Genomic DNA, 19,823 nt, shown 5'->3' on the forward strand with positions numbered 1-19,823 from the left:
ATTATTCTTTAACTGTAGTTAACCAGTCGCTCTTTTCAAACCATTTTGCACGTGATTCTAACTCAGCTGGGCTGTCGATATATGAATGTAAGAATGAGTTTAACCATTGTAATGATTCAAAGTCGTTTTTTTGAACTGCAAGACCTAAGTTATCTGCTGAGATTACGCCGTCCATTTTTTTTACTTTCCCCTTTTGTTGCAGGTTGTAAACTTGGATAGCTGGCTCGTCATAGATGACCGCATCTACTTGTCCAGATTGTAATGCAAGTGCTGCTGCTGGAAAATCTTCGAAATCTTTAATTTCTGCGTTTTTGTATATGCCTTTTGCAAGTAATGAGCCTGTTGTTGCAATTTGAGTAGCAATTTTAGTCCCTTTTTTATCTAAGTCTTCATATGATTTAGTCGTATTATCGTTTGCTTGAAGCATGATACTTTGGCCCGTTTTGTAGTAAGGATTCGCAAAGCTGACTGCTAATGCACGTTCACCTGTAATGGACATACCTGCGAAGATCATATCGATTTCGCCAGTTTGTAATGCTGGAACAAGTCCGTCAAAACCATATTGCTTCACTTCAAGTTTAACGCCTAAATTGTCTGCGATTGCTTGGGCAACATCGATATCATAACCGATGAATTTACCTTTTGTATCGACCATTTCAAAAGGGTAGTATCCAGGGTTTGTTCCAACTACTAATTTTTTTGCTTTGATTACTTTTTGTATAGTTGAATTATTGTTGCTTGCTCCTGCTGTTGAACCAGAATCGCCACCGTTGCCACATCCAGCAACGATTAGCATTGTGATCATCATTAATGCTGCCAGCCATTTTTTCATAATTTATACCCCTCTTTAATTATATTTTAGATTAAGTTGATAAATTGAATTATAGTTTATTTTTATTCATAAGTCTACATAAAAATTAATATATATTGAGTTTTTATACACATTAATTAATATTTAAAGTGTTATATTGGATTTTTATGCACTTTAAATACATTTAATATGTATATTAAATTCCAGAGAAAATATTGGATGAAGAGCTTTGGCGTTACTCGAAAAATCTATTCCCCGCTCGCATCAAAGCTTTCTTTCCATTATAAAAGCCCGACAGTTTGCCGGGCCTTAGTGTCTTGGGTATTGTTTTGGTGGGCGAAGTAATTCTAAGATGGATTGTGCTTGTTGCATGTGTAGGCTTAGGGCGTATTGGGCTGCCTGTTGAAGTATGTTGGCTTTGACGAAATTCATCATTTCTTTGGCCATGTCTGTGTCGCGGATGCGAGATTCAGCGTCGGTTAGATTTTCTGCCATGTTGACTGAGTTGTTGTAGGCGTGTTCGAGACGATTTTGATATGCGCCTAAGCGTGAGCGTTCGGCGGATACTTTGTTGATAGCTGCACCAAGTCCTGATATGGCTGATTCGGCGTTCTCTCGTGTGTCGATGGATAGACCGTTAATACCTAGACTTGCACTGCTCATGTCGTTAATGTACATGTCAATTGTTTGACCCGAGTTGGCACCTGCTTGAATTTTCAATGAATCTTTTGAAGAGCTTCCGTCTAAAAGCTTTTTTGTATTGAACTCTGTGTCTGTTGATGTTCGTGTGATTTCTTTTTTGAGCTCTTGGAATTCGAGATCAAGCAGGCGTCGATCTTCATCAGTTAATGTGTCATTTGATGCTTGAATACTTAGTTCTCGCATACGTTGAAGCATGGCATGTGTTTCGTTAAGTGCACCTTCTGCTGTTTGGACCATTGAAATACCGTCTTGGATGTTTTTACTGGCCATGTTGAGGCCTCGAATTTGGGCACGCATTTTTTCAGAGATGGCTAGACCAGCTGGATCGTCGCCCGCCCGGTTAATACGATAACCCGTTGAAAGACGTTCAAGTGCTTTGCTCCCCATATTCCAATTGTTATTCATACTTTTTAATATAGAGAGGCCTTGAGCGTACCAGGATCCTATCTTCATAGCCTTCAGTCCTTTCTGTGTATTTCAATTTATATCGGCTTTGGCCACGATTCTTTCATTGAAATTGTTACCTTTTTTTACATATTTTCTGTGTAATTGATTATTTCTTTTGTTTTCTTGATTTACCTTCGTAAAACCGGATGTTTAAAGTTAAAGGGGTACGGTTAAGCTTTTTATACGTGGTTTGGGCATTCATTTGAAGAGGACGTGGTAAGTTGAAGCAATCGAAGAATGTGAAGCTCGATTTCTATGATGTTGTTATTAATGTATTTGGGATTTTCATTGCATTTTTGTTTATTGCTGTGTATGTGTTAACGCATTGAGTTAGTTTGTGAAAGCATTTTTAAAGCACCTATCGATTGATAAATGATAGGTGCTTTTCATGTGGTTTGGTTATCCAATTGTAATGCCTCCATTGATACGATGTTATAGTTTATTTGTTAGTATGTAGAATAGGTTTTCATCTCGAACTGTGAGTGCATGGTCGATGAGGCGTAGCGTGTTAGCGTTTTCCAGTTGGCTAATTAAGTCATTGATGTCCTTATTTAAGCTTTTATAATACTCTTTTGGGGCACTTTCCTTTTTAAGCTCTAAGCCCTCTAGTATTTGTTCCAAATGATCATGGATGTTAGATATGAGCAGCAATTGATATAGTGGTAAGCGGATGAAACGACTACCCTTTTGGAAAACAAATACTTCAGATAAGTTTTCGACTTGTAAACTGTTGAGATTAAGAACGATCTCTTTGCCCTCTGCTGGGATGAAATGATATAGCTCTTCATCTTTTGTAATGGAAAAATATTGGTAAGCAAATACCATTTTAAGCCGAATCCCCTCTTTCTTAGTATAAAAAGGCTCCATCCTCCGCACATGTAACATGTAGACCACTCCTTTTTATAGAATTTTCTGATTATTAATATAATAACATAAAATGGACATTTGGTGAATGAAAAAAGCAAAAGAACAAAATTCTTTTGCTGTTTAGAATTTACCTATTTTTCTTCTTCCCGTATGTAAAAAAATAAAAAGCATTTGGCTCAGCAATTACATAAATTGTTGACAAAATGGCTTTTAGATTTTTCTCGCCTTGCTCATATGGAAGTTTACGCTGATGTAAACTAATATACTTTCGAGTGAGGTCGACACTAACCGTATCGAAAAAGAAATTGCCGATGTAAATGCCATGGCGCTCTTCGAATTTTCCCTCGGAAGATATGATTACTTTTTTTGAACTGTTTTTCGGTGCATGGACTAAGTACCATTTAAATGTTTTAACTGAATGAATTGAGCATTTGAAATCAGGAATACGTATAATATAGCGCGTCAACTAATCACCGTCCTAATATTCTTATTTATTCAAATATTTAGTTATATATATTTTTACATTATTCTGTAAAAAATTCAACAACATAATTAAAAAGCACCCAATTTTCTTGTTTTTTTGACTATTCTAGTTGTTTTCACTTTAGAAAATCGACAATTTGAACTATAAAAAAATAAAAGAATGCATGCTAAGTTGCATTTTTATACTGAAGAATATTTTATTTTTTATCTAAAATAATAAAGACTGTCCTTATGCATTTACGGATGACCTGAAATAGCCGTATAATGAAAGGAAAGTTTTTTTTTGCAGGAGCGAGATGTATGAATACAAATATTTCAGAGATTGCCAATAAATATGAAGACTATATTCGAGATAGTATGGCTGCAATTGAGTTAGAGCTGAGTTCATCGGTCCCTGAAGATGAAGAGCTTGTCAGAAGAGCAGCTTTTTTAGCGCGCCATAACTATGTAAAGATTTCATCATATAGTGAAGTACTAAATATACTTCATTTTGTTGTACAGGATGCTACACCTGCAACAGCGATTCTTTATATAAACGACGATTTGTTTACATGTGATTGTCGTAATAAAAAATGGTGCCGTCATAAATTAGCGGCGATGTTCGTGTTATATCAATATGTTGATTCATTGTCTGGTTGGCTCGAGAATTTCCGTTCTCAGAAGTTAAATCAGCTTTCTTTATTTAAAGATGAGCGCACGCCCGAAAATTGGCTGAAGCTTGTAGAAAATATTTATAAAGTAAATTTATATGATCAGGAATCGTTAAGTCCTTATTTGATTGAGAGTATTTTCTCAGATATGCAATCTCAGATTGCAAGGTATATGCCGCTCGAACGAGAATGGCGTAGCTTATATCAATTGTTTACGCATATGGCACTACTGTCGCATACTTGGAAGCACTTATTGTCAGCTAATGAATCGACGCGCTCATATATGGCGAATTTTATTGAGCAGGAAAGCCAGTCATTAAAGGACTATATTCGTTTAACTGCTACTAAGTCGCGCCTTTTTGCTACGGATCCATTTTATGATACTTTGCAGCAAATGACGCATTATTTCCTTGTAAAACAGGAAGGCTATTTTGAAGAGCGTTTGTACATTTACACGTTATTTTGGGAATCTATGTTTAATGAGAAAACACGTCGTGAGAGGGAGCTTGAAATGCTCCGCTTGGAAAAAGAATTTGCAAGCGACGTTAGCTTAGAAGGAATTCGTGCTATGTTCTTCGTTATGCTGAAAAAGTATGATGATTTGCAGCTATCTTTGGCACAGATCAAGGCCCCTGAGTTACTCGTTTGGCTTGACCTTGCCCATTTTGCTGAGCGCAACGAGGATTCAGAAGCGCTGAAAATGATTGTTCGCGCAATGCTTCTCCATTTAGATGAGTTCATCAATAACTGGCTAGCAACGCGATATCGTTCGAATCTCGTCAATACATTTAATCGCCTTTGTACAAAAATCGAATTGACTGATGAAGAGGCCGAGATGCTGTTTGCGGCTTCTGGTATGTATGGAATGCAGCCATTTTCGCGATATTTAATTGAGAAGAAGCGTTTTTTAGAGTGGGCTGCACTGCATCATCGATTCCCTTCTTCATTAGCTTATTTGGAGTTGTGCGGGGTGAAGGATGTGCTTGAATATAAACCTGAGGTACTGCTCCCACTTTATCATTCGCTTGCGTTAGAGGAAGTTTCTCAAAAATCCCGACAGCATTATAAGCAGGCTGTGCGTGTTTGGAAGAAAATGAAAGCTGCTTCGAAAAAAAGTGCAAAAAATGAATTTTGGAATCAATATGTCGATATGATTCGGCAGCAATATAAACGACTACGTGCACTACAAGAAGAAATTGAGAAAGGAAATCTGAAGCTATGACAACTATTTCAAAAGTGCCAACTACTTTCATGAAGTCCATCACTCTTGGCATTCAAACTGAGTCAAATCAAGCTTTCACTTTGCAGGCTTTTAGATCTGATGGGCAACCTATGCATACGCATGAGTGGCTTCCTTTTCTCTTTTTCCAATATGAAGCAGCCTTTTATGGTTTAACAGCAAATTATTCAGAAGAAACTATAACATTAACGCCTCTGGAATTGATCGAGTTATTTTCCACTAAGGAACAACATCCATTTGTCGAGTATGAAGGCGTGGACATGGCTTCAACGAAGTTGATGACTGCTGCAAATGAAGCTGCTGCTTTCTGGTACTCTCCGCGCTTATGGGATTCTATTTCACTTGATGAAGCAGAACAGAAACTACAGCTCCGTGTATCACTAGAAGAAACGGCTTCTCAGTTATTAGAAAATGCATTAATGCAGAAACTTGTGGAGGCTGGGCTACTATTCGCGGATTTACCACCGCTAATACCTTTCTTCCGTAACGGCGGATGGCCGATTACAGCCAAAAATGTCCATGATGAAATTTTTGTGGCATTACGTTTACGTGAACCTGAAGAGCTGTCTGAGGATTGGATTTTAGAAACGGTTATTCGTGGTAAAAAAAGTGCCACATATTGGGCACCACCTATGCGCAAGCGCGCTTTAAAAATCGAAAACGCGCTGCCTGATAAGTGGAAGCAACATGCCGAGGGAATAGAGCAGTTACAAGGGCAAATGTCTAATTTATTGCATATGCATGATTATATGGATGATGCCAATACAAGCATCTTCTTGTCATTAACGTTAACTGATACCGATGTTAGACAATTTTTACGGTCAGACTTTATTCGCTTACAAGCACTCGGTTTTGAAATTATTTTACCTGCTTGGTTAAAAAACATTAAAGATTCTCGGGTGAAAGTTCGAGCAAATGCGAGCACCGCTTCGAATTATAAATCAGCTGCTGGTTTACAAGAAATTTTGACATTCAATTGGAAGCTGTCATTGAATGGTCAAGAGCTGACTATGGAGCAATTTCAGCAGATGGTCAATGATAATCGTGAATTTATACGCGCTGGTACAGAATGGGTGCGTGTGGATGCGGCTTGGATGCAAGAAATTCGCCAGCTAATGGATAAAGCTGAAAATGAAAATTGGACCGTGCGAGATCTTCTATTCCAGGAGTTGCCTGAAGTGCTTGTTGTACCAGTGGAAGAGGATGAGGACGAAGCTGCGGATGATCCTTTCTTCCAGTTTGAAATTCAGAAAACATTGAAGGACTATGTGAAAAAGCTACAGGATAAAAAAGGGTTGCCCGCTGTTGCTGTTTCTGATAAGCTACAAGCCTCTTTACGTCCTTATCAACAAGAAGGCTATGAATGGCTCACATTCATGCGTGAGCAGCAATTTGGTGCTTGTTTAGCGGATGATATGGGTCTTGGTAAGACGGTTCAGCTTATTTCTTATTTATGCCATGTTTATGAAGAAGAAAAACCACCAACTTTAATTGTTTGCCCAACTTCTGTTTTAGGCAACTGGCAAAAGGAACTGGAGCGCTTTGCCCCTTCTTTGAAAGTCTATTTACATTATGGTGCAGGCCGCCTGAAGGAAGACACACTTGTAAGCTATTTTAAAGAGCAATCCCCTCAAGTTGTGTTGACAACTTATGGAACTGTTACGCAAGATGCAGATGTTCTTGAGACATTGGATTGGGCTTGTATTACGCTTGATGAAGCGCAAAATATTAAAAATATGCAAACAAAGCAATCCAGAGCGATTCGTAAGCTACGTGGTGAGCATCATATTGCTTTAACAGGAACACCTGTTGAAAACCGTTTGTCAGAGCTCTGGGCTATTTTCGACTTTATATACAAAGGATATCTAGGTAGTATACGTCGCTTCCAGGAAGATTTTATCGCTCCGATAGAGCGAGACGATTCAGAAGCACATAAACAAAAGTTACGTAAAAAAATTCAACCATTCCTGTTACGAAGAACGAAGCAGGATCCTGCACTTATGCTGAACTTGCCTGATAAGCTTGAGCAGCGCGAATATTGTCCATTAACGCAGGAGCAAGCTGTGCTTTATGAAAGTTTTATCCAAGAAACAATGCATAAACTTGAGACATTATCGGGCTTTGAGCGCAAAGGGTTGATTTTGAAAATGCTTAGTAAATTAAAGCAATTATGTAATCACCCAGCTTTGTATTTAAAAGAGCCTTTTGATAATGCCGAAGATATGCTTACGCGTTCTGAAAAACTAGATCGTCTTGTAACCCTTGGTTCGGAAATTGCGAGTAATAATGAGCAATGCTTAATTTTCACGCAATATATTGGAATGGGTCACTTATTACAATACTGCTTCTCCGAGCTGTATGATATAGATGTACCGTTTTTAACAGGCAGTATGCCTAAGCAACAGCGCGATCATTTCGTTGAATCCTTCCAAAATGGTGAATTCCCGATTTTCATCCTGTCATTAAAAGCAGGTGGTACTGGTCTGAATTTAACTGCTGCCAATCATGTCTTACATGCGGATCGTTGGTGGAATCCAGCAGTAGAAAATCAGGCGACAGACCGTGCATATCGCATTGGGCAAACACAATTTGTTCATGTTCATAAGTTCATCACGACTGGAACTGTTGAAGAGAAAATCGACACGCTCCTAACAGAAAAGCAATCATTATCTGAAGATCTTATCCAATCAAGTCAGTGGATTACCGAGCTTAAAGATGAAGAGATACTCGATCTGCTGTCTTTCAGTTTCAAATAAAATAATAGATATAAAATCCGGCTATGATAACGATAGCCGGATTTTTTGATCTCTCCCGTTAGATCTTATTCACATTTTATCGCTATTTCTACTTTTTCTTCCCCTTCTCAGATAAGCTGATATTTCAAATCGCGATCCGCCCGTTAGACAACGTAACAATTCGTATAATTTGCGTCATCTGCTCTCCGAGTTGCAGTACTCTTTCCGATGTCCATACCATAATATTTGAAATATTCTCCATATAAAGTGGTAGATAATTTTGTGTTTTGATAAAGATATTATGTGCCTATTGGTGCGGTCTTCCAATAGGGGTATGGTTTAAACAATCGGTAATTGTTCTTTTTCAATATTTGGTAGATGAAATTCTTCTGTGACAGCTGCTGCTTGCCTTGCTAAGCCAATTTCTGTAGCAACTTGCACTTTCCCATCTTCCCTAGCTTTCAAAACGAGAAAACGAACGTCCTCTCCTATGACTTCCGTTATATAGATTCTTTTGCCATCCTCTTTTTGATAAGATCGTGATTGTAAGCGGCCACTAACCCCTATTAGTGATCCTTTGCCACAATATTTCACGACATTATCTGCCAGCCTTCCCCATACTGTACAGAGGACAAAATCAGCTTCTATTTCTCCATTTTGATTTTTGTAGTTTCTATTTACTGCAAGGATAAAGCTTGTTTGAATTCTCCCTTCTTGTAATTTTCGTAGTTCAGGATCCTTTGTAATCCTTCCTACTAGCGAAACTTGATTCAATGTATCACCTCCTTTTGCTTGAATGTATCTTCATCTTATTCGGGAAGTGAAATTTACGCAAAGTCGTAAAATTGGATTATGAGCTGTTTTAGGCGAGCAAAATCCAATTTTAAAACATGTCAATTTAAGTACTTTGCTGTAGACTATTGATAGATATAGTTTTTCTTTTGTAGATAGAATATCCGGAAAAAGAAATTTGGGACATTTAGGAATATGTTATAATGAACTTTATAAATTACTTCTAGGATGGTGGTTGTTGTCAGTGAAAACATTTAAAATGCTTTCTTTGGAATTACTTCAGGCTGATCAGTTGAAGTCTTATCCTTTAACAGATGGCGTCATTATTAATCAAGAAAATAGTCATAGATCATGGGTTTTGGAAATGTATATGGATCAGCAATATAAAACTGATTTTGAGCCGTTCTTAGGTACTGATGAGATATTAGAGGTGCGTGCCGTTATTTCTTATCCAGACAACGAACCTGCGGCTTTCCACGTTGTTGTGGATGCAGTGAAAGAAATAGAGGATCAAGTTTCTGTATTGCTGACAGGGACACTTATTAAATCGAAACGTCGCCAATATGCGGAGCAATTGCTAGCTCATCTAATAGAAGATGGCTTCGAAGGTCCAGCACTATTAGATAAATTCAAAGCAGATATGCAGATAAGACCACGTTTAAAACTATAAAGCACTTCTCGTGAATTCTTTGGCGCTACTCGAATCCTTTAATACTCCTCATATGCTTTTCAACTCAAAAAAAACTCTACATATGCAATGCATATGTAGAGTTTTCTTGTTAACGAATTTTATCTATTGTTAGTTTCTCTTTCGTCAAGGTTTCCTTCAATAACATTTTCATCTGTAGTAGTTCTTTCGTTCAAGACTCCATTTTCCGTAGTAGTCTTCTCGTTTATGATTTCATCTTCACGCGGAACAGTTTCTTCTCTGTTAACTCTTGGTGTTACATCCTCTACACCACGATTAACATCTTCCTCGACACGCTCCATTGGTGTTTCATTAGATGTTGGCTGGTGTGCCTTATTATTGTTACAGCCTACTAGTAAAAGTGTACCAAGCATAAGTACTGCGGCAGGTTTTATCCACATAAAAAAGTTCCCTCCTTTCTGCATTGACGTTTCCATCACACCCTAGTGCGATATAACGTAGCTTGCCCTGAAAGAAAGGAACTATCCTTTGTTGTGCTGTCTTTTTTTGAAAAGAAACGTTTTAAGCTTTTTGTACTGGTCCAATTGCGAATAAAATGTCCGCTTCGCAAACTAACTCACCGTTAACTGTTGCTTTACCATGACCTTTACCCATGACACCGCGTATTTTGACGAATTCAACTTCCAAACGTAATTGATCGCCAGGAATTACTTGGCGTTTGAAACGTGCATTGTCAATTCCTGTTAAGAAGGCTAATCTTCCTTGGAACTGTTCTGATTTCAACAGAGCAACTCCACCAACTTGTGCAAGTGCTTCGATAATTAAAACACCTGGCATAACAGGATACCCTGGGAAATGCCCATTGAAAAATTGCTCGTTAATAGAAACGTTTTTAAGTCCTACTGCACGTTTCCCCTCTTCCAGTTCAAGAATACGGTCTACAAGTAAAAACGGATAACGATGCGGTAAAATATCTTGAATTTGATCTGCCGTTAACATTTTAGTCCTCCTATATTAATGGTTTTGTGGAAACAATGATTATTTGTCCACTACACCGTTCATAATATCAAATATATGACGCCATGTAGAGATTTTTAGCACATCTATTGCATCGCCTTCTCCCATGACACTATATCCAATCATAGCTCCTGAAACTGCAGCTATGACAATCAAAATGAGTACGACAAGGATTCTAATCCCCATTGGAAATAGTCGTAATTTCGACCACCATCTCATACTAACTTCTTCACGTACTTCTCTCTCGATTTTTGCTTCTTTACGAGTCCTAGGCTTAGAAGTTCTTCGCTGAGTTGTGTTATCTTTCATATTGTTTGTCATAACTTATTTTTCTCCTCTGTTAACGTTGCTTTATCGAATGCCGTTAATAAGGCCTAACATTTGATCTGATAAAGTAATCGTTCTAGCATTAAATTGATACGAACGTTGCGTATTGATAAGCTCTGTCATTTCTTTAGAAGTATCGACGTTCGACATTTCTAAAGCACCATTTTGTAAGCCAATTTCTGCACGGTCTGCACCTTGTAAATCACGAAGGACATCTGCTTCTGTCACACCTAATTCGTTTAAGTTATCAGGTAAACCAATGTATGCACCAGAAATATGCTCCATTAATTGTGGGCGTTGAAGCTCAGTAACAGCAAGTTCCACTGTACGTTGTGAACCGTCATCAAAAGTAATATTCAACTCGCCGTTTTCTTTCATACCAAAGTCTTTCACGTTTTCAGGAAAAACAATTGGGTTCCCGTCAGCGCCTGCAACTGGGTAGCCTTCCGAGGTTACAAGCATTGCATTGTTGAAATCATCTGTTGATATATATAAATTGCCTTGGCGTGTGTAAACAGTACGTTCGCCATTTTCACCCTCTGGCATGATTACATTCAAATATTGCTTTGGCTTTGTGAATGCAAAGTCAAGTGAACGATCTGTTGTTTGCATACTGCCTTGTTTCCAAACAGTCTGTGCTTGCGCTAATTGTGCCCCAACACCAATACGAATTCCTACTGGAGATTGGCGCTCCGCTTTATCAAGCTTGTCGTTGTTGAATTGTTGGTATAATAATTCGCCAAACTTTGCTTCTTTTGCTTTAAAGCCATGCGTATTACTATTTGCCAGGTTGTTACCAATCATATCAAGCTGTTGTTGCAATTGTGCCATCGTGTTTGTAGCGGAATTCATTGTACGTAGCATATCATAGCCCTCCCATGTATTTCAAAAATACTGATTCTGTTATACTTTCCCAATTTCATTAACAGCTTTGTCCATACTGCGATCATAGGCCTGTAATACTTTTTGATTTGCTTCGAATGCACGATAAGCTGTTAGCATTTCTGTCATTGTTTTACTAGCATCAACATTTGAGCGCTCAATATAGCCTTGTTTTAAATTAAAGCTAACACCATCCGTTGTGTAAGCAGAAGGTAAATCTTCTTCGTTGGATGTACGATACAGCCCGTTATCTTGCTTCATAAGTGTATCTGGCTGTGCTGAATATGCTATGCCAATACGCGCTTCTTCTCGCTCACCATCAACTATAATACGACCATCCTCAGCAATTCGATAATCATCATTTTGCAATTGGATTCGTTGCCCCTCATCTGATAAAACATATAGACCTTGCGCATTTGTTAAATAACCTTGTGCGTCTAAAGTGAAATTACCATTACGTGTATAAGCTTCGCCTTCTGTAGGATGTTCTAAGCGGAAGAATATTGCGCCTTGTGCACCTGTTTGGGCATCTGTCGGTAATTGGTTATCAACTAAAGCGACATCCGTTGTTAAATCAGTTGCTGTAATTTGACCTTGTGAGTAGTCTGGCAGTGTTTCTTGCATGTATACCCCGGTATTCAACGCTCCTATTTGATTGTTTGCTGTTGAATTTAGACCATTTTCTAAATTCGTACCCGATTTTGTAATATTGGACATTAGCATATCTGGGAATGAACGAATTGTCGATTGATCCGCTTTATAACCCGGTGTATTGGCATTGGCAATATTATTTGACAATAATTCAGTACGACGTTGTTGTGCAATCATCCCTGTAGCTACTGTATAAAATCCACGAAACATTGCAATCACCCTCTCATAAATAAATTTAAGTATATGTCATTTCTATACTTTCTTTATTTCGGCTATAAATCAAATATGTTTTGATACTTTATCCATATTATCTAGCATCATTCCTGTTCCTTCAGCGACACAGTTCATCGGATTCTCCGCAGCCATTACTGGCACTTTTAGTTCATCCATTAATAATTGGTCAAGACCATGTAGTAATGCTCCACCACCTGTAATCATAATACCGCGGTCGATAATATCCGCAGATAGCTCAGGCGGTGTTTTCTCTAAGACGTCTTTTGCTGCTTGAACGATCATTGACACTGATTCATGTAAGGACTTTTCAATTTCAGCAGAACCGATTGTAATTGTTCTTGGTAAACCTGTCACCATATCGCGTCCGCGAATGTCCATCTCATCTACTCGACCACCAGCATATACTGTACCGATTGTCATTTTAATCGCTTCAGATGTACGTTCACCAATTAGTAATTTATATTCTTTTTTAATATATTGTAAGATGTCATTATCAAATACATCTCCAGCAACTTTAATGGATTCAGAGGTTACGATATCGCCCATTGAAAGTACAGCAACATCTGTAGTACCACCGCCGATATCTATGACCATATTGCCGCTTGGTTGGAAAATATCCATGCCTGCCCCAATAGCGGCTACTTTCGGTTCTTCTTCTAAAAAGACATTACGACCACCAGATTTCTCTGCTGCTTCGCGAATAGCCTTCTGCTCTACGCTCGTAATATTTGTTGGACAGCAAATTAAAATACGTGGTTTTGAGAGAAATCCTTTAACATCTAATTTATTTATAAAGTGTCTCAACATAGCCTCTGTAATATCAAAATCTGCAATGACGCCATCTTTTAACGGGCGAATAGCTATAATATTACCTGGTGTACGGCCGACCATTTTACGTGCTTCTTCTCCAACAGCTAAAACTTTATTAGAATTTTTATCTATCGCTACAACAGATGGTTCATTTAAAACAATCCCTTTACCTTTAACATGGATTAATACATTAGCAGTTCCTAAATCAATTCCAATATCCTTTGAAAACATGGAGCTTGCCCCTTCCTTCATATACCTACATTTAACGTACATTTTTTATATGTAATTATCTAGAATATTTTATCATATCAAGGGGGAAATTACATCTACTTATTTTATTGAGATTGGCTATATTACAGCCTTGTAGACTATTCTTGTTTGGGGTAGAAGAACTTATGCATTTTCCTAATATAGTAAAAAAAGACAACGAAGCAGATTACCTACTTCGATGCCTTCTCCATAGTCGATTGTCGGGCTAACCATTTTTTCCTTGTAGCCTCTCCACCTCGTATGTGACGTACCGACTTATGGTACGCCAAAATTTCACTTACTTCCTTGGCCAATTCTTCATTTACTTCATTGAGACGTTCTGTTAAGTCTTTATGAATAGTGCTTTTTGAATAGCCGGTTATTTGTGCCATCGCTCTTACAGTTTGCCTCGTTTCTTTCAGCATAAACCCAAGCTTTAAACAGCGGTTGCGAATATGTTCGTGCACATTCTCTTCCTTTCCTCAATGTACGAACGTTTCTTAACCTTATGTTTGCGAGGAGCATTTAAGAACTAGACATGGTTCATTTCGTTGAGAAATGGCATTGTTTTAGGCAAATTTATAATGCTAAAAGTTTTTTCGGGTTAATCGCAACACCCTCTTGCATAACTTCAAAATGTAGGTGAATACCCGCTGTTGGATTCCAATCATTTTCGATTGCTTTACCTAGTTTATCGCCTTGAGATACTTTGTCACCTTTTTTGACTTTAATTTCATCTACAGAGCTATATTTCGTCGTCATACCATTTGGATGTGCAATGACGATTTCGTTACCGATGAATGGATCCACCTTTACTTCCTCGACGTTGCCGCTCATAACTGCCAACACTTCGAATGGTTCACCTTTAACCGATAATGAGATACCGTTGCTCGTTGTGAACGTTTGATTGAACACAAGCAATGCGCCTTCTCTCTCTTTTTCATCTGCTTCGACATCGTAAAATTCTTGAACGATGGCTACTTCATCTTTAAGATCCTGTTGAAATGGATATTTCATAGATTCGGCATTGGCATTTGCTTCGACTGATGTGTTTGACCCGTCTTTACTTGCTAAATTTGTAGCGCTGTTGGTGTCTGGGTTTGTGTATGCACTATACCCCCAAACAAGTCCTACTAATAGGATTGAAAAACTTGCATAAATAGTAGGCCAAAACCAACGCTTTGTTGTGACACTACCTTTTTTCGGAGAAGGGTTTGGTGTGTTTTCTTCCCTCATTGTCATCACCTCAACGTCATTGTGGTCAACAACGCTTTAGTTTAAACATATGTTTTTATTATTTTTTATTAAAGTGATAGAAGCCTTTTTATAAAAGTGTTTTAAAATGCTCTTGGCTTTATCGCCCTGCCTTGCGAGTGCCTCAGCTCCGTATTGGCTCATGCCTACTCCATGACCGTATCCTGTTGTTGTGACGATGATTTTATTTTGTTCCGATTGCCAATTGATTGTGAAGTCTGTAGAGGGGATTTTGAGCCTCTCTCGGATGTCTCGGCCTGTCCAGCTGTTATGACCCACTTGCAGCATTTGGACTCGATTAGAGGCGTTTCTAGTTAGTTTAATGTCATTGAATTGCTCGGCAGTCCATCTGAAATTGAAAGCAGCGTTCCATTCTTCTAAAGTGAATTCTGTTTTTTGAATGTAATTTGGTGACAGCTCTTTTTCACCTATTACAGCAACTGTTTGTAAATAAGGGATATCTTGTCCACTGAAATCTTCTGCACTTTCAGTTTTACCGTTGCTTGTTGAAAAAAACATAGCGGTGATAAGTTCATCCTCATAGGTAAGAATCTTCCCCGTTGTAGCATTGACAGCCTTTTGCAATTTTTTCTCGTTTTTTTCGAAATCCGCTTTCCATTTTTGCTTTCTCTGCTGTTTGGAGTTAAAGGCTTGATCAAGAACGCTCGCTTTTATCGCTTTCTGGCCATTCTCCGTTACTTTAAGAGCGAATGTGCGTGATGCTATAGCTTGTGCCTTGAGCGCCTCTAATTGGAAGCTAGAGCCCATTTCAGCAGCCACAACCCCAACGATATACTCTTCGAGCGGCAAGGGCTCTTTTATTCCCTCCACAGTAATGTAAATTTCACATGGCGGCTCAGTTATATCTGTTTTCGATGTAGGATGATGCCCTGTTGGTATTAACGTGAAATTTTTAGGATACAAATGATTGCTAATGATTGGCATCGCAAAAAGGATTATGACAATAAGGAGGCTGATGGGTAATATTATTATTTTTTTCATATGCCATCCTATGCTGATGAATTCGTCGTTATACGAAAAAACCGCTTAAGAGTAATGAAGCTCCTAAGCGGTTAATATGATTATAGATTAATTAGTTTGAAATTCTTTTGATGCATTTTCTATCGTTGAAACTCTCTCAATATCAGCGCCTAGAGCAGCTAATTTTGTATGGAAGTTTACATAACCACGATCTAAGTGATGAAGCTCAGATACGCGTGTAATACCATCTGCTACTAATCCTGCAAGTATCAGTGCTGCTGCTGCACGCAAATCTGTTGCTGCAACTTCAGCACCCTGTAGCTCGCATGGACCATCGATGATAACAGAACGACCATCAATTTTCGAAGAAGCATTCATACGACGGAATTCTTCTACATGCATAAAGCGATTTTCGAAGACTGTTTCAGTAATCATGCCCGTACCCGTTGCTTTTAACATTAATGCCATCAACTGTGATTGCATATCCGTTGGGAAGCCTGGATGTGGCATTGTTTTAATATCTACAGCTTTTAGAGGTCCGTTTGTACGAATTCGTAAACCTTCGCCTTCTTCACTAATTTCAACGCCCATTTCACGCATTTTAGCGACTAATGCCGTCATATGCTCTGCAATGGCATTTTCAATTAGTACATCTCCACCCGTAATCGCTGCTGCTACCATAAATGTACCAGCTTCAATACGGTCAGGAATAATATGATGAGTTGTACCATATAGTTCATTAACGCCCTGTACACGAATTGTGTCAGTACCAGCGCCTACTACTTTGCCACCCATCTCATTAATAAAGTTAGCTAAATCAACAATTTCCGGCTCTTTCGCAGCATTTTCAATAATTGTTGTACCATCTGCTAATGCAGCTGCGGTTAAGATATTTTCAGTTGCTCCAACACTTGGGAAATCCAAATAGATTTTAGCTCCGTGTAAACGTCCTTCAGTTGTTGCTTCAACATAGCCGTGTCCCATTGAGATCTTCGCACCCATAAGTTCAAAACCTTTTAGATGTTGATCAATTGGACGCGAACCAATAGCACAACCACCTGGCATTGCTACACGTGCAAAGCCATTACGTGCTAAAAGTGGCCCCATTACTAAAATCGAAGCTCTCATTTTACGTACATATTCAAACTGTGCTTCAGATGATAATTGTTTAGTTGCATCAATTTCTACCGTATTTGTTTCAGGTGAAAATGAAAGTTCAACGTTTAAACTTTTTAATACTTCATCGATTGTATACACATCGGCCAAGTTTGGCACATTTTTAATAATATTTTTACCTTTTGACGCAAGTAATGTAGCTGCCAGTATTGGCAATACAGCATTTTTAGCCCCTTCAACTCGAACGTTACCAGTTAAGGTATTACCGCCTTTAACAATGATTTTCTCCACCATTTGTCCCTCCGAACCCAATGTATCCATTTATTCTATATTTCAGTCAATAAAATTCTAATGTATGATGTCAATAATTAGTGAACAAAGCATCTAACATCTTACCTTTTTTTCGGTCCATTGGCAAGTATCCAAAACACCATTTTAAATAAGTGATAACAATTAACTATAGACATTATACATTACGCAAAGTTATAGCAAATGGTGTCAAATTTTACAAAAGTGAACTACTAATTTAATAACCAATTTACTATCTAAGCAAAACAAAATTCTACAAATTATTTCCTGGGTAATGATTATTCTATATGGAAAAATAATAATATGCTCTCACAAATTCAACCATAACAAATAACACATAATAATGAAAGCGTTCGCCCTGTAAAGAGCTATATATATTTTGCTTGTCTCAGAAAAATACCTGATTAGCTAAAATCACTATATTATTATTGGTTTTTACATATAAAACAAGTTACTCGAAGAGATATGGAAGTTGACTTGACCAGCCTGTGAATGTTAGGAAAAAGTTTGAAACTGTCGAACCAATAGCAATGCTCAGTAAAATAAATAGCAACTGAATTTGGAAGACATGGTTCTTTTTAAACACTTTTTCAAACATAATGGCTTGCAAGGCATAAAACGAGATGCCAATGAAAAAAATATGCGAAACAATGCTAATTAAGGCGTTTTGCCCAATCATTGAAGAAATACCCATTACAATAATCCCCCTTTGAACTATCTTAAAAAAGCGGGCAGAATATTATTCTGCCCGCAATTCTAATTAATAAAGCTTAGATGTTACCCTCTTTAACGTTGATACGGTTCATAGCACGTTTTAATGAAAGTTCAGCGCGCTTGAAATCAATGTTATCTTGTTTACTTTGTAGTCGCTGCTCAGCACGATTTCCCGCTTCTTTTGCACGAGCAAGATCAATTGAGCTTGCTATTTCAGCTGAAGGAGATAAAATCGTTACTTTATCAGGACGAATTTCAACAAAACCGCCGCTAACTGCTACTAGTTCAGTGCCATTGTCTGAATCCAGACGAATAGAACCAATTACTAGTGGCGCAACTGTAGGGATGTGACCAGGTAAAATACCCATCTCACCCGTTACAGTCTTAGCAATCACCATGTTGACTTCTGAATCGTATACTGGGCCGTCGGGAGTGACAATGTTGACTGTAATGGTCTTCATATTTTTTCCTCCTCGTCCCTAGTATTAAAGTTCAATACCCATACTTTTCGCTTTTTCGATAACTTCTTCGATGCGACCAACTAGACGGAATGCATCTTCTGGTAATTTATCATACTTACCGTCAAGAATTTCACGGAAACCTTTAACAGTTTCTTTAACTGGTACGTAAGATCCTTTTTGACCAGTAAATTGTTCTGCTACGTGGAAGTTTTGAGATAAGAAGAATTGAATACGACGAGCGCGGTCAACTGTTAATTTATCTTCATCAGATAATTCATCCATACCTAAGATAGCGATGATATCTTGTAATTCGTTGTAACGTTGTAACGTTTGTTGAACTTGACGTGCAACATCATAGTGTTCCACACCAACGATATCTGGTGAAAGAGCACGTGAAGTTGAAGCCAATGGATCAACTGCTGGGTAGATACCCATTTCAGAAAGTTTACGCTCAAGGTTAGTAGTTGCATCTAAGTGGGCGAAAGTTGTAGCAGGAGCCGGGTCAGTATAATCATCGGCTGGTACATAAATCGCTTGGATAGAAGTTACAGAACCTTTATTTGTTGACGTAATACGTTCTTGTAAACGACCCATTTCAGTAGCAAGAGTTGGTTGGTAACCTACTGCAGAAGGCATACGACCTAATAGCGCAGAAACCTCAGAACCTGCTTGAGTGAAACGGAAGATATTATCGATGAATAAAAGTACGTCTTGACCTTGTACATCACGGAAATGTTCAGCCATAGTAAGACCAGATAAAGCTACACGCATACGTGCACCTGGTGGCTCGTTCATTTGACCGAATACCATTGCTGTTTTCTTAATAACGCCTGAATCGCTCATTTCGTAGAATAAATCGTTACCCTCACGAGTACGTTCACCTACACCAGCGAATACGGAGATACCACCGTGTCCTTGAGCGATGTTGTTAATAAGTTCTTGGATTAATACAGTTTTACCTACACCGGCACCACCGAATAGACCGATTTTACCACCTTTAATATAAGGTGCTAATAAGTCTACTACTTTGATACCTGTTTCAAGAATTTCAACTTCTGTTGAAAGGTTTTCGAATGTAGGTGCTTCACGGTGAATTGGATCACGGTGTTCAGATGCTGGAATTTCTTCCGCTAAGTCGATTGTTTCACCAAGTACGTTAAATACACGTCCAAGAGTGATGTCACCAACTGGAACTGAGATTGGAGCACCTTGGTCTGTTACTACTGCGCCACGTTGTAAGCCATCTGAAGATGACATAGCGATCGTGCGGACAGCATTATCTCCTAGGTGAAGTGCTACTTCAAGAGTAAGTGTTTGTGGCTCTTCACCAGGGCGATTGATTACTACAGTAAGCGCGTTATAAATTTCTGGTAATGTTGAGTTGTCGAATTGAACGTCAACAACGGCACCCATTACTTGAAGAACGTGTCCTGTGTTCATAC

The 19,823-nt window shown here is 38.4% G+C and carries 21 protein-coding genes; 3 read left to right on the forward strand and 18 right to left on the reverse strand.

Annotated features, from left to right (window positions below; translation table 11 throughout):
• Position 1: 1 nt before the first annotated feature.
• The 4 genes from JFL43_RS12255 to JFL43_RS12270 form a co-directional block, all read right to left on the reverse strand.
• Complete coding sequence (locus JFL43_RS12255) at positions 2-832, reverse strand: transporter substrate-binding domain-containing protein (protein WP_200749267.1); 831 nt, start codon at positions 830-832, stop codon at positions 2-4.
• Between the two features lie 288 nt (positions 833-1,120).
• Positions 1,121-1,966, reverse strand: coding sequence for a flagellin N-terminal helical domain-containing protein (locus tag JFL43_RS12260; RefSeq protein WP_200749268.1), 846 nt, complete (start codon positions 1,964-1,966; stop codon positions 1,121-1,123).
• 426 nt (positions 1,967-2,392) lie between these two features.
• A complete protein-coding gene (locus JFL43_RS12265) occupies positions 2,393-2,845 on the reverse strand; it encodes an IDEAL domain-containing protein (RefSeq protein WP_200749269.1) in 453 nt (150 codons plus the stop codon).
• Positions 2,846-2,954: 109 nt separating this feature from the next.
• Positions 2,955-3,293, reverse strand: a complete 339-nt coding sequence (locus JFL43_RS12270; RefSeq protein ID WP_100794813.1) for a hypothetical protein — start codon at positions 3,291-3,293, stop codon at positions 2,955-2,957.
• 317 nt (positions 3,294-3,610) lie between these two features.
• Between JFL43_RS12270 and JFL43_RS12275 the strand changes: the two genes are divergently transcribed.
• Both JFL43_RS12275 and JFL43_RS12280 read left to right on the forward strand, forming a co-directional pair.
• Positions 3,611-5,182, forward strand: a complete 1,572-nt coding sequence (locus JFL43_RS12275; protein WP_200749270.1) for a hypothetical protein — start codon at positions 3,611-3,613, stop codon at positions 5,180-5,182.
• Entirely contained in the window at positions 5,179-7,956 is a 2,778-nt protein-coding gene (locus tag JFL43_RS12280) for a DEAD/DEAH box helicase (protein ID WP_200749271.1), read from the forward strand. Before JFL43_RS12275 ends, JFL43_RS12280 begins: the two co-directional genes overlap by 4 nt.
• Positions 7,957-8,274: 318 nt before the next feature.
• Here the strand turns inward: JFL43_RS12280 and JFL43_RS12285 are convergent, their stop codons facing one another.
• Positions 8,275-8,709 carry a single-stranded DNA-binding protein gene (locus JFL43_RS12285; RefSeq protein WP_200749272.1) on the reverse strand — a complete coding sequence of 145 codons (435 nt, stop codon included), beginning with the start codon at positions 8,707-8,709 and terminating at the stop codon, positions 8,275-8,277.
• Between the two features lie 262 nt (positions 8,710-8,971).
• On the opposite strand from JFL43_RS12285, the gene JFL43_RS12290 reads away from it, so the two are divergent.
• The gene (locus tag JFL43_RS12290) at positions 8,972-9,397 is read left to right on the forward strand and encodes a YwpF family protein (protein WP_200749273.1); all 426 of its coding nucleotides are present in this window, start codon (positions 8,972-8,974) and stop codon (positions 9,395-9,397) included.
• A gap of 119 nt (positions 9,398-9,516) precedes the next feature.
• On the opposite strand, the gene JFL43_RS12295 is transcribed toward JFL43_RS12290, so the two are convergent.
• The 13 genes from JFL43_RS12295 to atpD form a co-directional block, all read right to left on the reverse strand.
• On the reverse strand, positions 9,517-9,816 hold the full coding sequence (locus JFL43_RS12295; RefSeq protein ID WP_100794817.1) for a hypothetical protein: 300 nt from the start codon (positions 9,814-9,816) through the stop codon (positions 9,517-9,519).
• A gap of 121 nt (positions 9,817-9,937) precedes the next feature.
• On the reverse strand, positions 9,938-10,375 hold the full coding sequence (gene fabZ, locus JFL43_RS12300; RefSeq protein ID WP_100794818.1) for a 3-hydroxyacyl-ACP dehydratase FabZ: 438 nt from the start codon (positions 10,373-10,375) through the stop codon (positions 9,938-9,940).
• Positions 10,376-10,414: 39 nt separating this feature from the next.
• Positions 10,415-10,714 carry a DNA-directed RNA polymerase subunit beta gene (locus JFL43_RS12305; protein ID WP_234447756.1) on the reverse strand — a complete coding sequence of 100 codons (300 nt, stop codon included), beginning with the start codon at positions 10,712-10,714 and terminating at the stop codon, positions 10,415-10,417.
• Positions 10,715-10,744: 30 nt separating this feature from the next.
• A complete protein-coding gene (locus tag JFL43_RS12310) occupies positions 10,745-11,584 on the reverse strand; it encodes a flagellar hook-basal body protein (RefSeq protein ID WP_100794819.1) in 840 nt (279 codons plus the stop codon).
• A gap of 39 nt (positions 11,585-11,623) precedes the next feature.
• Positions 11,624-12,463: a flagellar hook-basal body protein gene (locus JFL43_RS12315; RefSeq protein ID WP_200749274.1), complete on the reverse strand. Its 840-nt coding sequence runs from the start codon at positions 12,461-12,463 to the stop codon at positions 11,624-11,626.
• A 69-nt stretch (positions 12,464-12,532) separates the two neighbouring features.
• Complete coding sequence (mreB, locus tag JFL43_RS12320) at positions 12,533-13,528, reverse strand: rod shape-determining protein (RefSeq protein WP_100794821.1); 996 nt, start codon at positions 13,526-13,528, stop codon at positions 12,533-12,535.
• Between the two features lie 209 nt (positions 13,529-13,737).
• Positions 13,738-14,013: a sporulation transcriptional regulator SpoIIID gene (locus JFL43_RS12325; RefSeq protein WP_038180010.1), complete on the reverse strand. Its 276-nt coding sequence runs from the start codon at positions 14,011-14,013 to the stop codon at positions 13,738-13,740.
• A gap of 112 nt (positions 14,014-14,125) precedes the next feature.
• A complete protein-coding gene (locus JFL43_RS12330; protein WP_200749275.1) occupies positions 14,126-14,782 on the reverse strand; it encodes a M23 family metallopeptidase in 657 nt (218 codons plus the stop codon).
• 36 nt (positions 14,783-14,818) lie between these two features.
• Positions 14,819-15,802: a stage II sporulation protein D gene (spoIID, locus tag JFL43_RS12335; protein ID WP_200749276.1), complete on the reverse strand. Its 984-nt coding sequence runs from the start codon at positions 15,800-15,802 to the stop codon at positions 14,819-14,821.
• 87 nt (positions 15,803-15,889) lie between these two features.
• Positions 15,890-17,188 carry a UDP-N-acetylglucosamine 1-carboxyvinyltransferase gene (gene murA, locus JFL43_RS12340; protein WP_100798033.1) on the reverse strand — a complete coding sequence of 433 codons (1,299 nt, stop codon included), beginning with the start codon at positions 17,186-17,188 and terminating at the stop codon, positions 15,890-15,892.
• A gap of 469 nt (positions 17,189-17,657) precedes the next feature.
• The gene (locus tag JFL43_RS12345) at positions 17,658-17,900 is read right to left on the reverse strand and encodes a DUF1146 family protein (protein ID WP_100794824.1); all 243 of its coding nucleotides are present in this window, start codon (positions 17,898-17,900) and stop codon (positions 17,658-17,660) included.
• Positions 17,901-17,976: 76 nt separating this feature from the next.
• Positions 17,977-18,381 carry a F0F1 ATP synthase subunit epsilon gene (locus JFL43_RS12350; RefSeq protein ID WP_200749277.1) on the reverse strand — a complete coding sequence of 135 codons (405 nt, stop codon included), beginning with the start codon at positions 18,379-18,381 and terminating at the stop codon, positions 17,977-17,979.
• Between the two features lie 24 nt (positions 18,382-18,405).
• Positions 18,406-19,821: a F0F1 ATP synthase subunit beta gene (gene atpD, locus JFL43_RS12355; RefSeq protein ID WP_100794826.1), complete on the reverse strand. Its 1,416-nt coding sequence runs from the start codon at positions 19,819-19,821 to the stop codon at positions 18,406-18,408.
• Positions 19,822-19,823 lie beyond the last annotated feature (2 nt).

Origin of the sequence: Viridibacillus soli, assembly GCF_016612995.1 — a bacterium.
Lineage (GTDB): Bacteria > Bacillota > Bacilli > Bacillales_A > Planococcaceae > Viridibacillus > Viridibacillus soli.